Genomic DNA, 15,626 nt, shown 5'->3' on the forward strand with positions numbered 1-15,626 from the left:
TGTTACAATACGGTTCGGATAAGCATTGTAAACTCACCAATTGCATTTGGGGAAAAGGTTACTGGGTTTGGGTTAAAGGTTTTTTCTTTCCCTTTCCCCTTTCCCCCTGCCCCTTATCCCCAGAGGGGGCCCCACCTTCCCCTTTAACCGAACCGTATTGCTTGTTGTTAAGCCCCAAGTCTTGTTAATTAAAAGTTATAAAATCAGCTTTTTACTACACAATATATACAGTGAAATTAACTAGGTTATCTTGACCAAATCGCAGTGAATCACCGTTAAGTATGCGATACTGCATACCGGGAGTCAAAGGATTGTTGTTTAAATAAATACCATTTGTACTCATATCAACAATCATGTAAGAATTTTGCGACCAGTCCCAATCGACTCGCGCATGACGACGAGAGACTATTCCCTCACTGGGAATACCAGTCAAGTCAATTTCTGGTGGCGCTATTCCTGGACTCTGACTGCGGCGACCAATATAACCTCCTTCTCCAACGAGATGAAATTCTCTGTCGCTGCTATGAGTTAGCTTTAAAGCTGGCGCTCTTTGAGCCGGAGGGGTATAAACAGGCGGTGTTGGTTGATAGGAAACTCTTTGCTGATAGACTGTTGAATAATCAACGGGGGCTTGTTGGGGAACCTGGTAGTTAGGTTGGTCTGTGGCTGGGCGCTGATACTGAATAGGCGGTTGTTGATTAGGCGGTGGTTGACTAGGCGGTTGTGATGTAGGGGCAACTACATTACCCACAGGAGTAGAACACCAAGGACAAACCTTAGCATTGTTAGGCAGGGCGCGGTTAAAATATTCGCAACTGGGATTAGGGCACCGATTTGCAGGCATAAGATTTTATATCATCAGGCATAGGTTGTAAAGCTACAAGACCTACTTTACCAAGTAAACACTGACCCTGACGAGTAGTTAGCATCTGGGCAAATGTAGAACCACCAAGCAGGCGGTTGCTGTCTTTAGGGTACACTACAAAAATAGGGTATCCCAAGGGGTAGCTTTGGAAAGTTGTGACATCAACATAATAATCATCATGCTGACACAAATCATCCGAGGGATTAATTGAGCGCCGATCGCGCTTTTGAAACAAAGGTTGAATCGCTGAATTGCCATCTGCGATCGCTAGCGGATAGCCAGTACACTGACTCGAAGTTTTACTGATAATCCCAAAACTGATAATACCAGTGCTTCGCCCATCTAAAGTCTCACTGCGTATCAGGTTTTGGGTTTTTGTTGTATCAAGTTTAGTAACTTTTGCTGCAAATAAAGCTTCGTCTTGAGGGGCATTTTTCAGAACTATTTGTTGAAATTTACTGATTGCTTCTGGTTCAGTTGGGGCAAAAGGTTTCACAGGTAAATCTGGAAGTTTGGAACTAATTTGCTGCCAATTAGTAATTTTACCTGTGTAAATTTGACGCAATTGCTCAAGATTGATTTGCCCCCTAAGAGCATTGGCAAGATTTGAATCTCTTTTATTAAATGCTACAAAAACAAGTAACCCATCATAAGCTACTGCTTCTTTTGCTAGTTTATCTGTAATGTTGTCTACCAAACTAGTAATTGCAAAATCTTTTTTGTTTGTTTGAACTTCTTCAAGACTTTGAATCGGATTATTTATATTTGATGATAAAACAGATTTATAATCAAATATTGCTGTTGCATCTGATTTTGGTCTGGTTAATAAATCTCTTAAACGACTGCTGTCCACTAATTGCGTTAAAACAAAACTCCATGTACTATCTTTTTCTCCTGTGTAAGTAAATTGTCCAGAAGGAACGTTGGGGACTTCTGAAAAATTCCGCACAAGTCTAGACCATTGTATATATTGATTAGGACTAGCTGTTTTCCTCCCCCAAAGCCAATACCAAATTCCTCCACCAAGTAATAATAAAAGCAAGATTAATAGCAAAAGTAAGGGCATTGACAAAGGCTTTTTTATTTCTTGAGAACCTGGCAACGAACGCACCGAACTTTTGCTACGATCTTCTTGAGGAAGTTCTAGCAGTGCTTGACGAGCCGCTTCTGCACTCTCAAAAAGAGTTTCCAGCCCAATTAAACGATAAATAAACTGCTTTAAATGGCTATCGGTATCCGGCCATTGTTGATTATCTCTAGGATCGAGAAGCTGGTTGGATGAAAAATTAGTTGTTCGCCCTGCCCATAAATAAAAAGCTAATAATCCTAATGATTCTAAATCTTGCTCAGGTCTAGCGGACGCGGGTTGAGGAATAATCGGTGGAATAAATAAGTTTTCCCAGATAGCTAAATCACAAAAGTATATAGAGAACTTTTGATTATTTTCTATTTTAATTAAAGTACTATCTAAATTTATATTGCCGTGAGTGATACCCAACTGTATTTGATTAGATGGAAAACGCAGCTTTTGGGTGTGGAGAAACTGGAGAGTTTGTAAACCTTGATTTAGTACCTGACGCACATCAAGAGATGTCATGGCTCCCTTTTCTATGAGATACTTACCTAAAGTTTGGGATGACTCTATTCCTTGAATAATTAAATAACAACGTTCTCCTTTTTGATCGGCGATCGCTTCTTTAGTTTCCACAAGACGGAAGTTTTGAATTCGACTATCGGCTAAACTTACCCCACCTACCCGTTTAAAAGTCTCCTTCCGCTTTTGAGTTTCGCTTTCATTAAAAGAACGATTGGGGAGCAGGTATTCTTTGATGATTACAGGTTGTTTGTCCTTGAGTTGAACAGCTGAGTATAAACGGCCTAAACCCCGTACACCAATAAAATTAGCTATTTGATAAGTTCCCTGACTTCCTTTAATCTCAGCCTCCTGTGGTAAAGTTGCCAGAAAACCACATTCCAAGCAAAACTTAGCACCCTTCATTTGCTGCGCCGTTTGGAAGGGGCGATCGCAATTTAAGGGAGAATTGTACGAGCAGGGGTATTCTTGATAAAAAGATTCAAATGAAGCCATATACAAAGAGTTTTGTGAATTGCACCGATTACTTCTGTCACACTCAAGTGTGAACTAATCCTAACTTGAGGGCAGCCACAATCGCTTGAGTCCGACTAGTAACCTTCAATTTTTCAAAAATACTGGTGAGATGCGCCTTAACCGTCGCAACTGTTACATATAAATGTTTAGCGATTTCTTCATTAGAAGCACCTTGAGTTAACCAGTATAAAACTTCCTGCTCTCTTTCTGTTAAATGCAGATCGTGACATGCTTTTACACAAGAATCTGAATAAGCCTGAAAAAACCGAAAAAATCGACTAGCAACTTCTGAAGGTAGATAAATTTCCGATCTTGTTACAGTGTCAATAGCTTCACACAATTGGGTTGCTACACGATTTTTAAACACATAACCTGCGGCTCCCGCCTGCATTGCTCTAAAAATCCACTCGTCTTCTTGGTGAGCCGACAACACTAAAACCTTGCCAGTATAAGCAGCTTCTTTAAGACGTACCAGAACTGTAATTCCATCACATCCTTTCAATTGCATATCCAGCAAAATTAAATCTGGACACTTGTGGGTTGTAAACTTCAAAACCTGCTCAACAGAATCTGCATCACCCATAACTTCTACAGGTAATGCAGAATTAATACTATAAAAACTTAAGAGAGTACGTAACCCTTGACGGAAGCGTTCTTCATCATCTACCAGCAAAACTGAAAGTTTTTTATGATCATTAACCATATCTTTAAATGACGAATTATTTATCCATTCCTTGGTCGAGGTAAAATCATAGAAAATTGTGCTCCACTTTCAGATAAAACTTGTGCCCAGATACTTCCTTGATGATCCAAAATGATTTTTTTAGCAATAGTTAAACCCAGTCCTGTGCCTCCTTTCCGTCGGGAATAAAATGGCGTAAATACTTTTTGTGAATCTTCTTGAGACAATCCTGGCCCTTGGTCGGAGATTTTAATTAAAACTTCATCTTGAAAAATTTGCCAGCTACAGGTAATAGTTCCTAAATCCGGGCTAAAATGAACGGCATTACTAAGAAGATTGTCAAAAACTTGTTTCATTTGCAATTTGTCTATCTTCAATATTGTCGATATATCAGGAATTATTATTTTAAGTTTTTTATGATTAATTAGAGGTTGTAAATTTGTAATACTTTCAACCACTAAACTTCTTAAATCTTGGAATGTTACCCTTAATTTTCCACTTTGACCACAATCAATCAGTTCATTTAAATTAGTATCTAAATCTTGTATACTTTCACCGATAATTGTTGCTTGCTCTTGCCAAGGGTTATTCTCTAAACCTAAGCAGAGATTATATGCATACAATCCTATAAGTCCTAGAGAGTTACGCAATTGATGACCGACTCGATGTAATATATCTTCTAGGAGTTTTATTTCAGTTTTTTGTCTGCCATAGTCCAAGGAAATATCTACATACTTACTCAGAAGCATAGCAGAGCGTTTTACATATAATTGCAAACTCTCTGAGAGAGGTTCATGAGTAATGATTTGAATGTATTCAGGTTTTTGATTTCTATAGGATATAGGACAAATATAAGAAATAGATGAAAAGTCCTTAAGTTTAAATTTATGTAAAGTCAAAGCAGGTGGAAAATCTGTAAGCCATGCTTCTGAACGTAAATAAGCTAAAGTTTTTGGGGAAAATGGAACTTGGTCTTGACTATAATTTATCGCTTCTTGATTAGCTCTCAATAACGAATCATGATAGACAATCCGAGCGAAAAAAATTGGATACTGACTAGTTAGCTGCTCAGACTCAAGCTGACAAAAGCTTTGGATGTCTGAGGAATTCAAATAATTCGAGTCATTCTCTAGTTTTTGTACAGAAAAGCCTAGTGTCATAGCTTCACTCGCTTTTTGCAACTAAATGTTTTTACTCTTCTGCTGATCAGTATAAAATTATGCAGTCTCAAGAATGTTTATTTTTTTGTTAAGTTCTCTTTTGAGATAATTCATACAAACAAAGAATTATAAAGTTTATATTCACAGCAGAGTTTATTTTCATAAGTATATATTGGTACATACAAGCTATAATTTGTAACACTTCGATAAATCTTCTGGGATGGGCGTTTCGCTCTAACTAAGGAAGGCAAGATGCCTACTCGACATTAAAAAAATGTAATGCATCAATTAAGAACCGCTCCAAACTAATCTATAAACTGAAGTTGCTGCTTTTCTGATTCTTGAGAAACTAATATTTTCCAGCTTCTCAATCATCATTCTGGGGGAAAGGGGAGCAGACGGGTAGAGGGACAAGGGGACAAGGGGACAAGGGGACAAGGGGACAAGGGGACAAGGGGACAAGGGGACAAGGGGACAAGGGGACAAGGGGGAATTATTGAACAAGTCTCTCCTTTGTCTCCCCCCTCTCCTTGTCTCCCTTGTCTGTTCTCTATGCCCCATGCCTAATCCAAAAATATCGACAAAAGTCTAATTAACTTTAGAAGCCTGATACATATACTGTAGATGGATCTGGATTAGCTACCAGCAGAACACCCTGATGCTTATCTTCGTTCTTCAAACTTTAGCCGAAATTCTAGCTGGAGGAACCTCACTTACCAGTACAGAGCAAATTGACTTTAGCCATCCTGGTAATCGTAGGGAAGAGGGAGCAGGCCCGACTCTCAATTTATATATTTTTGATATCCGTGAGAGTAAGCAGGTACAACATTCTGGCAGACAAGTTGAACGCAAGCTAACACGCGCTCTACAACCTGCCATTGTAAATTGGGCACCCGCTTGGTTTGATGTTTCGCTGCTATTAACAGCCTGGGATAGAACAGCTTTAGGTGAGCATCACTTTATTAGTGAGGCGTTAACCGTGCTGTTGCGCCATCGCACCTTGGAAGAAGAGTTTTTGGTTCCTGAGTTACGGGGCTATGGTAATTTGAACCTGACAGTTGCTTTAGAGCCGCCAATTGAGATTGGCTCTTTATGGAGCGCTCTCAGTGTGCCATTGCGTTCAGCCTTATATTTGACAGTTACAATACCCTTCGAGCCACAACCGACCCCAGTACCTTTGGTTTGGGAGCGAATTTTCAATTTGCGAAATCAATCGTCTCGTGATAGTGACAGTTTAGTATTAACCAGGCGAGTTGCGATCGCGGGTATTGTCAAAAGTGCGGTGACAAATCTGCCGTTGGTAGCGACAGAAGTAGCTGTAAGAGGAACTGAAAAGTCCATATTAACCAACAAAGAAGGGCTGTTCTTCTTTGAAGACCTTCATTTAGGTAATTATGTTTTGACTCTGACTCATCCTGGCTATTTACCCCAAAATGTCAATGCATTGGTAGAGAACCAAAGTAATACTTTCAAAGAAATATTTCTAACTCCTGAATAATTAGCTTTTTACTGACTTGGAGAGACTTTCATGCCTAGACTTGATTACTTTGCTCCTGGTGTCTATATTGAAGAAATTGACCGTGGTAGCCGACCAATTGAAGGTGTCAGCACGGCAGTTGCCGGATTTGTCGGTTTTACTGAAGACGTTCGCGGTGGGGCTGAGTTATACAAGCCCATGCTAGTAACCACTTGGACGCAATACTTAAACTACTTTGCGCGTCTCGACTCTGATGGGTTCACCGACTTCAACGCCTATTTACCATTTTCAGTCTACGGCTACTTTATGAATGGTGGCGGTCGCTGCTGGGTAACAAGCATCGGGACTCAGTTACCAAGCGCACCCAGACCGTCAACTCCAGAACCGGCTAACCTCAGAATTAACGCTCGAGGTAATCGTCCAGCCCTGCGCTTTACTTTGCGCCCTGAACAAGCAGCAGGTGGATTAGTAAATATCGTCATTGTTGAAAGTTCGCCCCGTGCCTTACCCGAAGGTACTGAAGGAGAAGCGCCTCCAAATACGGGCGAATATTTTACCATCGAAATTCGTCGGGGAGATGAACTTCTAGAGCAATACGAAAACTTGACAATGAACCGCGAGCCTGCTATTCAGGTAGCCACTTATGCGCTGACAGCATTGAGAAATTCGATGTATGTCACTTTAGAAGATATTACTCAAAGCGGACAGCCTTTAGCTCGTCGTCCGGTTAATGGTCAATATGAACTAGCCCCGCCTATTGTCGCCACCCCGCCTGATAGATTTTCGCAAAATTTAGAAGGGGTTCGAGACGATCGCACCGGAGTACGCGGTATCTTTGAAATTGATGAAATCACGATGCTGGCCTGTCCTGATGTGATGCGGGCTTATCAAGAGCAAGTATTAAATTTAGATCAAGTCCACGGCATCATCGAACTGATGATTAGTATGTGCGAAGGTTCTGCCAGTGGCGATATTCCCAATCCACCCAATCGCATGGTTGTACTTGATGCGCCACCGGAAGCCGTCAAACCGCAACAAGTAGTGGAATGGTTAAATAGATTTAACCGTCGTTCAATGTTTGCGGCCCTTTATTATCCTTGGATTAAAGTACCTAATCCACGCGATCGCGGTAATCCAATTTTAGTACCTCCTTGTGGTCATGTGATGGGTGTTTGGGCCCGCACCGACGAAACCAGAGGAGTTTACAAAGCCCCAGCAAATGAAGTTCCCAGAGGCGTAATTGGTTTAGGCTATGACACTAACTTCCGCGAACAAGAACTATTAAACCCTTTGGGAATAAATTGTATTCGCAACTTCCCCAATCGAGGTATCCGCATTTGGGGCGCACGCACTCTAGTTGAGCCAGATAAAACAGAGTGGCGTTACATCAGTGTGCGTAGATTAATTAGCTATATCGAAAAATCCCTAGAACTGGGGACTCAGTGGGTAGTTTTTGAACCGAACGACCAAGATTTATGGGCGCGTGTAACCCGCACCGTCAGTAATTTCTTAGAACGTATCTGGCGTGAAGGTGCTTTGTATGGGGCATCTCCAGCACAAGCATTCTATGTCAAGTGTGACGAAGAATTGAACCCACCAGAAACCAGAATTTTAGGACGTTTATATATTGAAGTTGGTGTTTGTCCCGTCAGACCAGCTGAATTTGTTGTTTTCCGCATTAGCCAATGGAATGGTATTGAAGATAACGAATAGGGCATGGGGCATGGAGAAGAGACAAGGGAGACAAGGAAGAGGGGGGAGACAAGGGAGAGATTTGTTCAATAATTCCCCCTTGTCCCCCTTCCTTGTCCTCCCTGTCCCCCTAATCCCCATTCCCCAGTCCCTAATCCCTAGTCCCCATTCCCCATTACCCCTTATCCCCAGAGGGGGCCCCACCTTCCCCAATCCCCAATCCCAAATTAACTACATACAAAGGAGTCTAAAAACATGGCAGGCGAATTTTTAACCTCTTGTAAGTTTTACTTCGAGGCTGATGGAATTACTGATAAGTTCATTAAAGAAATTAGCGGATTAGGCGTTGAGAATACACCAGCGCAAGAAGTTCACGGTTCATCTAAGGGCGCTAAACTAATGCGCCAAGCAACACCAACTGTTGTGAAATTTACCAACATCACAGTAAAAGTCATTGCCACTGATGATATAGACCTTTATAAATGGTATCAAGACTGTAACGAAGACATGGGAGACCCTCGCAAGTGGGCACAGAATCGTAAGACTGGTTCAGTGGTTGCTTACGACCAACAAGGCTCTGAAAAGGCACGGTGGAACATTGTCAACTGTTATCCCTGTAAATATACTGGGCCTACCTTAAGTGCCTCTGGTGGTGATATGGCGAATGAAACCATTGAATTGGTTCACGAAGGAATTAAACGAATCAAATAATTAGTATTTGCAGTAATTAACAGTGGTACAATCCGCAAGTCGAATTCCAGAAGTTCTTACGGCTCATCGGTTCTATTTAGAACTGACACTAGAAGGTCAAAACGATGCCAATTGTTTCTTTTTGGAGTGTCAAGGCTTCAAAAGAACACAAGAGGTAATTGAAATTTGTGAAGTTACTTCTCAAAGCTGGGGTACAAAAGGGCAGTCAAAAGGTCAGGTGGTAAGAACTAAGCTTCCCAGCAATCCTAAGAGTGGTAATCTCATTCTGCGTAGAGGTACTACTAACTCTATGGATTTTTGGAATTGGTTTGAAAAAGTCCAACAGGGTAATTGGTCACAGCAACGTAGACTTGTTGCTTTGTCTATTTATAATCAGGCAAATCAAGAAGTAGCTAGATTTGAATTAGCCGGTGCTTGGCCCACAAGTTACAAAATTGCCGATGTCAACGCCCGCAGCAATGACATTGAAATTGAAGAAATAGAGGTTGCTTTTGAGGAATTTAAACGCGTGAAATAATCAGGAGGATTATGTTTCCTACAGAGTTTGAATTTACACTGCCAAAGGGGTATCTAGACTCGGAAGGCAACCTCCACCGCAAAGGTGTAATGCGGTTATCAACGGCGATAGACGAGATTGCACCCTTGCGTGACCCACGCGTTAAAGCTAATCCTGTTTATGCCACAATTATTATCTTGTCGCGAGTGATTACCCACTTGGGTGCTTTATCAGAAGTGACTCCTGCAATCGTGGAAAACTTTTTTTCCCAAGATTTAAATTACCTCCAAGATTTTTACCGTCGAATCAATGGATTGGAAGGCGAAACTTCCATACCTGAAGATAGGGGAGTGCTGAGTGCTGAGTGCTGAGGTAAAAGTTCCGAGTTTAAAAACTCAACGTTCGAGTAAAAAGGTGCAACTTTCAAGTTCAAAGGTTCAACGTTCAAGCAAAAAGGCTCAACTTCCGAGTTTTAAACTTGAAACAATAATATTTCTTCCTAACTTCTAACTCCTGACTTCCCACTTTCTACTCAGCACTCCCTACTCACCACTCCCCAATACCCAGTGCCCAAATAAAATAACCTATGCGCCGTAAAAAAGATACTCTCTGCACAGAATTTTCTTTCACTCTTCCTAAAGGATTGGGTGATGGTGAACAACGAGTACATCGTCATGGGGTGATGCGTTTAGCCACCGCAAAAGATGAAATTTTGGTGCAACAAGAGCGCAGAGTTCAGGAAAATCCGGCTTACGGCGTATTAGTAATGCTTGCGCGGGTTATTACTCGCTTGGGCAGTTTCAACTCTGTTAGTCCTGATTTACTCGAAGAACTGCTCTTACATGACATTGCCTATCTGCGAGAATTTTATAATCGAATCAATCAGCAAGGCAATGTACACATTCCGACACAATGTCCCCACTGCAATACTCAATTTTCAGTAGAGCTAGAACTAGCGGGGGAGTCGTAAGCTACCCCTCTGATACTTTATATGAGGAGGTAGCTTTTATTGCTTATCATTTCCATTGGTCACAAGATGATATTTTAAATTTAGAACACACTACCCGTCAGCGTTGGGTAGGAGAAATCAATAAAATTAACCAAAAATTAATATGAAAGTAAAAGTTAGCTACTCACCAAATCTAAGTGAAGTCAATGAACTTGACCTTACCCTAGAAACTACACCGAGAGGAGAATGGATAATAGGCCGTTCTCCTGATTCTGATTTAGTTCTAGACAGCCCAGATATCAGTCGGGTACATGGTAAGTTTTTTATTAAAAGTGGAAATTATTACTTTTCTGATCTTGGCAGTAGAAATGGATCAATATTTAATGGTAAACAAACTGAAAAAGATCGACCGTATTCTTTGAGCGATGGAGATGTTATTCGGATTGCAGATTATGTTTTGATTTTGTCAGCTGTTGCTCCCGCCTATGAGCAACCAGAGACAGTCTTTAGAATTATAGATCCTTCACTGTTTTCTCGGCCGCGATCGCCTGAAAATGTCAGCGCTGCCAATGTTGTTAATCCAGCCCCAGAAGTAGTCAACGAAGTTCCACCGCCAATTAGTCAAGAAGTAGAAACACCTGAAGTTAAAGCTGCTTCCCCAGAAATCAGCGAAATCTCAGAAGTTGTTTCTAATCAACCTGATGATGTCATACCGGTTGTTGAGATAATCGCCCCTGAAAACATCATTCAACCACCAGAAGCAGTCAACGAAGTTTCACACGATGTTCATGATAAAATTGGGGATTTGCGGACATTCAATAAACCAGATGGTGAGGAAGTAGAAGTTCCAGAAGCTACCCACGAAGCCTCAGAAGTTTCTTGGACTGAACCTGATGAAGCTATAGCTGCACCTGAAAACATAATTGAAACTCATAAAGAGGAAAGTGTTACAGAAGCTACCCACGAAACCTCAGAAGTTTCTTTGACTGAACCTGATGAAGTTATAGCTGCACCTGAAAACATAATTGAAACTCATAAAGAGGAAAGTGTTCCAGAAGCTACCCATGATGAAGTTGTAGGCTTTGAAGCACCACTAGCGAGAGAATCTACTTTCGTACAACAGCGTGATACAAATGCTATTCCAGAAACTACCTACGAAGAGGATGCAGAGTTAGAGGCAGCATTAGCAGCAGAAGTTACCTTCGTACAGCCACGTGATATTTTCAACGAAGTTCCTGCACAAAATGCTATTCCTGAAGTTACCGACGATGAGAATGCATTGGAGGCAGCACTAGCAGCAGAAGTTACCTCGGTACAGCCGCGCGATATTTTCCACGATATATCTGAGGAGGAAAGTGATATTCCCGAAGCTACTCATGATGAAGTAGTGAATTTAGATACACCAGTCAAAGAAGAAGTCAGTGAAGTTGTTGAAAATAAAGAGATTCAGCCACAAGAAGCATTGAGCCAAGTTACACAGGATACCACTGATAAAGCGGTAGATTGGGATACGTCAGTTACAGCAGCAGACAGCGTAGATGTTGAGGAAGTAGAACCTACTTCTGCTGTGGATGAAACAATAAGCGAAGTTTCTCAAGCATCAACTGTACCTGATGATGACGTTGCAGAAGTTTTAAGGAATCAACGCATTGATTTGAATAATGCAAGTACTGAACAAGTTAGTGTAGATGTTGATGATGTTTCTGCACAAGTAAGTAAAGTTTCTGACTCAGATAACATTCCATCTTTGGAAACCACAGAAAGTGGAGCGACTGAGAGCATCAGTCAAACTGTTGAAGAATTACCTGAAATAAAAGAGCGTTTTGATGAAACTCCAGAAGAAACAAATGTCAGTGAGTCTCCTCAAGCAATCAGTGAAAAAAATATAGTACTGCTTGCTCATGAAAGCAATAAATCAGAACTTGCTGAATTGGTTTCTGAACATCAGGAGTTTTTCTCACAGAGTTATACAATTACCTGGCCATCTGTTAGTGAAGTCTTACATCAACAGACGGGTATAACTATTAGTCAACAAACTGCTGCACCAACTTCTGGAGGATATCAAACAATTGCTTCATTGGTTGGAGCCGGAGAAATTGTAGCAGTTATTTTTCTACGAGATTTGCTGCAACCTCAGCCAGGTCAAGCAAATGAAGAAGCACTGTTAAGATTATGCACTATTAATCAAGTTTTATTGGCTACTAATTTGCCGACAGCAGAGGCGATTGTACATTATCTTAAACACAAATAGCAACTATAAATTATTCACAAACAACAAGATACCCGATTTTTTAATAAGTCGGGTATGTAATAATATTGGCGCGAATTAATTGAGGTTACAAACGAGTTGGTTATGATTTTATAACAGGAGATAGAAGGTAAAACTATTGCTAACTCTACCATTCACCCTTTCAAAATGCCCATAAAAAAGCTTGGTAAAGCGAGTGACCAAGCTATTAACTATTTCAACCAATTATTGCAGAAAAAGTAGTGCGATCGCAAACTATTAGTTAGTAGATTTTTCTAAATTAACCTTGACAACTTTGTTCTTTTCTTGCTCATTTTTAGGAAGTATTAGATTCAAGATGCCATCTTTATAATCTGCGGTAACGTCAGTATTTTTAATTCGAGCCGATAGAAAAATTACGCGTTGAAATTTACCGTAATGAAACTCACTTCTTGTAACATCTTTTTCTTCTGTTTTTGTTTCAGATAGATTTAATTTATACTAAACCTAAATTTTCTGTTGGAGGGGATAGTCCAGAAATGCGATGCCTCAGTTAAGCTATACCTAAAACTAAGTAACAGTGCTGCATAAATTTTTAGATAACCTCAGTTAAATAGATATCTATTCAAGTTTGTCCTACCTCAAATCCTTTGATACTACTGTTCTTGCTTATCAAATGATGGATTTTAGCAACTTTTAACGAGCGTAGGATACGCTCAATTAAATCACCCGAATGGGTGAAGAGCAAATCAACCGTTCAGGTGAACTGGGTGCAGGAAGTTAAGACAGATAAAAAATAAGACTCTATTACTCAAGAACACTAATTGCACTTTACTATAACTAAGGATAATCCTATGAAATTCTCTATCTTGATTGATTCTGTATTTATTGTTACTTCTATTGCTTTATTGCCTGGAATCGGTAGCACTCAGATAGCTACTAACAATAGTGGCGAGCCTATAGCTATCAACTCTAACAATTTATCTACTCATTCTACTAAATTCAGCTACCTCAAACCCTTTGATGCTGTATTTCTAGCTTATCAAAGTAATCTAAAACCACAGGGTATTCCTAGCAGTAGTACTTTGGTATCTCAACACCAAAAATGATTTATCTTACTAAGTACAGACTTGCGAAGGTTCGTAATGAGATTTATAAAATGCTGTACTATCATCTGGTTGCTTTGACAAGAAAATGCGTAACCGAGCAGGAAAAGCTACTGTCTCCCCCTAATCACCTATCTAATTCGCAAAAATTACTTGGACCCCTCCAACACCTTAGCTTGGAGGGGTTTTTAGTTGGTACTACGGTTGCTACTTGCTTTAGCGTCATTCTATGCACAGTAGCACTGCAATGCTTACTGCTCCCACAATGGCGTAATACCAATTATCCAAAATGAGGCAACACATCCAAACCCCCAAACCCAGATATAATCTAGCTTTCTTAATTACGAATTAGAAATTACGAATTACGAATTAGTATAAATTATCATACTTTTAGAAAAAAGGCACAGGTCATAAATTATTTACTGTTCTATCAAATTAACGTTGTTAAGTTACTCAGCAGGTGTAGTTTTCACCTCTAAGCTGTGTTAGATATTGTGACGCGAAGCAGGAGTATAGATACGTTGCTAAAGCTTTCTCCCGAATCTCCTTTATTTATTGTATTAATCATTATTAGTTTTCTAGTAGTAACCTTGTCAGCTTGGTTATCCTCTAAACCATTTGTTTTAAAACCATTTGGAGTTAATGATATCGTCCAAATACTCACATTACTATTATTTATCTCTTTATTATTAGAGCGCTCACTAGAAGTTTTTATAACTACTTGGCGTGGGCCATTCGTCGAACAATTAGATATTAGCATTGAGCAAAAAAAGGCTCTAATGTCTGAGAACATAAGACTTATAGAAGTACAACAAAACCAATTATTAAAATCTAATCAAATCAGTGGACTCCCACCTGAAGGAATGAGTTTAGAACAGCAAATTATCCAAAACTTTACACAAAACCAACAAGAACCATTAAAAATATTCAAACCACAAATGGATGATATAAATGAAAAAGAGCGTCAAAAAACAGCTTATAAATCTGATACACGAATAATTGCTCTATGGACATCCCTTTTATTCGGTCTTTTAATGAGTGCAATAGGTATTCGCTCAATTGAGCCACTTGTAGTTATTGATTTAGATAATCCCATACAGGTAGTTATTTTCCGTTGTTTAGATGCATTGTTGACGGGAGGTATAATTGCAGGAGGTAGCGAGGGAATTCATAAGCTTATCAAAGTTTTTATCGATTTCATGGAAGCTACATCTAAACAAATAAAAAACCAAGGATCGTCTTGATGAAACTCTCAATACAGAATAAGATTGCAAAGATTATGAAAATTACAGTAATATCTCTTTTTATCTAGAACTACTTTTTCACTTGGAATTTTGATAATAAAATTGACTCAAATATATAAAACAGATCGCATAATCACAATGAATTTTAAGCAAAGGATAGAGTTTTTCTTAATTGTATATTCGGTAAGAGATCGCATACAAAAAAGCCCAGTCATTTCTAACTGGGCTTTTAGCTATCTCAATCAATTATTGAAGGTGAGTATTTTCGTACTATGCAGTAGGTTGTTCAAGATTAACCTTGACAACTTTGTTCTTTTCTTGCTCGGTTTTAGGCAGTGTCAGATTCAAAATACCGTCTTTATAATCTGCGATGACATTGGTATTTTGAACTCTAGCAGATAGAGGAATTACACGCTGGAACTTGCCGTAGTAAAATTCACTCTTGGTAATACCCTTGTCTTGGGTTTTAGTTTCAGACTTGCGCTCACCGCTAATATGAACAGCATCTTGGGTGACTTGAATATCTAAGTCTTTAGCTGACAGTCCTGGCAGTTCTAGCTTGAGATGAATCGCATCATCAGTTTCATGCAACTCAGCAGCCGGAACTCTGATAAAGCCTTTTTCAAGCCGTGCAGATGGGACTTTGGTATCTCCCAATAAACCGTTGATGTGACGTTCTAAAGCGTTCAATTCTTGCCAGGGGTTGTAACGAACTAGTACCATAACTTTTTCTCGGAAAAATTCAACTATTGTTTAATCGTTTTTGCACTTGGTTTTGTGCTCATGTATTCATAATAAATATGATTCAAAGTTGTATAATTTCGGTTATCATCACCTAATAAAAGGATGATTACCGCACATAATTAGACTTTAAAAAAAAGATTACGGTTAACTCTAATTTTTTAGT

15 protein-coding genes and 1 pseudogene are annotated in these 15,626 nt (G+C 39.7%); 10 read left to right on the forward strand and 6 right to left on the reverse strand.

Annotated elements, in window-relative coordinates; translation table 11 throughout:
• Positions 1-214: 214 nt before the first annotated feature.
• The 4 genes from V7K79_RS12090 to V7K79_RS12105 are packed head-to-tail and all read right to left on the reverse strand — an operon-like array spanning position 215 to position 4,838.
• Positions 215-844: an FHA domain-containing protein gene (locus V7K79_RS12090; protein ID WP_335047889.1), complete on the reverse strand. Its 630-nt coding sequence runs from the start codon at positions 842-844 to the stop codon at positions 215-217.
• Entirely contained in the window at positions 822-2,954 is a 2,133-nt protein-coding gene (locus V7K79_RS12095; protein ID WP_335047891.1) for a substrate-binding domain-containing protein, read from the reverse strand. Before V7K79_RS12095 ends, V7K79_RS12090 begins: the two co-directional genes overlap by 23 nt.
• A 43-nt stretch (positions 2,955-2,997) precedes the next feature.
• Positions 2,998-3,678, reverse strand: a complete 681-nt coding sequence (locus V7K79_RS12100; RefSeq protein WP_335047893.1) for a response regulator transcription factor — start codon at positions 3,676-3,678, stop codon at positions 2,998-3,000.
• A 20-nt stretch (positions 3,679-3,698) separates the two neighbouring features.
• Positions 3,699-4,838, reverse strand: a complete 1,140-nt coding sequence (locus V7K79_RS12105) for a sensor histidine kinase (RefSeq protein WP_335047895.1) — start codon at positions 4,836-4,838, stop codon at positions 3,699-3,701.
• Positions 4,839-5,475: 637 nt separating this feature from the next.
• On the opposite strand from V7K79_RS12105, the gene V7K79_RS12110 reads away from it, so the two are divergent.
• The 8 genes from V7K79_RS12110 to V7K79_RS12145 all read left to right on the forward strand — a co-directional run bounded on the left by V7K79_RS12110 (position 5,476) and on the right by V7K79_RS12145 (position 12,393).
• Positions 5,476-6,315 carry a Pvc16 family protein gene (locus V7K79_RS12110; RefSeq protein ID WP_335047897.1) on the forward strand — a complete coding sequence of 280 codons (840 nt, stop codon included), beginning with the start codon at positions 5,476-5,478 and terminating at the stop codon, positions 6,313-6,315.
• Positions 6,316-6,345: 30 nt separating this feature from the next.
• Positions 6,346-8,007, forward strand: a complete 1,662-nt coding sequence (locus V7K79_RS12115; RefSeq protein ID WP_335047898.1) for a phage tail sheath family protein — start codon at positions 6,346-6,348, stop codon at positions 8,005-8,007.
• A 234-nt stretch (positions 8,008-8,241) separates the two neighbouring features.
• Positions 8,242-8,697 (forward strand): phage tail protein, encoded by a 456-nt coding sequence (locus tag V7K79_RS12120; RefSeq protein WP_099100384.1) that lies wholly within the window; start codon positions 8,242-8,244, stop codon positions 8,695-8,697.
• 22 nt (positions 8,698-8,719) lie between these two features.
• Positions 8,720-9,214, forward strand: coding sequence for a phage tail protein (locus tag V7K79_RS12125; RefSeq protein ID WP_335047900.1), 495 nt, complete (start codon positions 8,720-8,722; stop codon positions 9,212-9,214).
• A gap of 11 nt (positions 9,215-9,225) precedes the next feature.
• Positions 9,226-9,564: a hypothetical protein gene (locus tag V7K79_RS12130; RefSeq protein ID WP_335047902.1), complete on the forward strand. Its 339-nt coding sequence runs from the start codon at positions 9,226-9,228 to the stop codon at positions 9,562-9,564.
• 215 nt (positions 9,565-9,779) lie between these two features.
• Positions 9,780-10,163 (forward strand): phage tail assembly protein, encoded by a 384-nt coding sequence (locus V7K79_RS12135; RefSeq protein WP_335047904.1) that lies wholly within the window; start codon positions 9,780-9,782, stop codon positions 10,161-10,163.
• A complete protein-coding gene (locus V7K79_RS12140) occupies positions 10,106-10,309 on the forward strand; it encodes a DUF6760 family protein (protein WP_335047906.1) in 204 nt (67 codons plus the stop codon). Before V7K79_RS12135 ends, V7K79_RS12140 begins: the two co-directional genes overlap by 58 nt.
• Positions 10,306-12,393, forward strand: a complete 2,088-nt coding sequence (locus tag V7K79_RS12145) for an FHA domain-containing protein (RefSeq protein ID WP_335047909.1) — start codon at positions 10,306-10,308, stop codon at positions 12,391-12,393. The genes V7K79_RS12140 and V7K79_RS12145 overlap by 4 nt, the downstream gene beginning before the upstream one ends.
• A 255-nt stretch (positions 12,394-12,648) precedes the next feature.
• Here V7K79_RS12145 and V7K79_RS12150 read toward each other — a convergent pair.
• Positions 12,649-12,855, reverse strand: a pseudogene (locus V7K79_RS12150) (Hsp20/alpha crystallin family protein); the annotation flags it as partial.
• Between the two features lie 368 nt (positions 12,856-13,223).
• Here V7K79_RS12150 and V7K79_RS12155 point away from each other — a divergent pair.
• Both V7K79_RS12155 and V7K79_RS12160 read left to right on the forward strand, forming a co-directional pair.
• Positions 13,224-13,478 carry a hypothetical protein gene (locus V7K79_RS12155; RefSeq protein WP_335047911.1) on the forward strand — a complete coding sequence of 85 codons (255 nt, stop codon included), beginning with the start codon at positions 13,224-13,226 and terminating at the stop codon, positions 13,476-13,478.
• Between the two features lie 518 nt (positions 13,479-13,996).
• On the forward strand, positions 13,997-14,719 hold the full coding sequence (locus tag V7K79_RS12160) for a hypothetical protein (protein ID WP_335047913.1): 723 nt from the start codon (positions 13,997-13,999) through the stop codon (positions 14,717-14,719).
• Between the two features lie 270 nt (positions 14,720-14,989).
• Here V7K79_RS12160 and V7K79_RS12165 read toward each other — a convergent pair whose 3' ends face one another.
• Positions 14,990-15,442 (reverse strand): Hsp20/alpha crystallin family protein, encoded by a 453-nt coding sequence (locus V7K79_RS12165; RefSeq protein WP_335047915.1) that lies wholly within the window; start codon positions 15,440-15,442, stop codon positions 14,990-14,992.
• Positions 15,443-15,626 lie beyond the last annotated feature (184 nt).

Source organism: Nostoc sp. (assembly GCF_036917575.1).
GTDB lineage: Bacteria > Cyanobacteriota > Cyanobacteriia > Cyanobacteriales > Nostocaceae > Nostoc.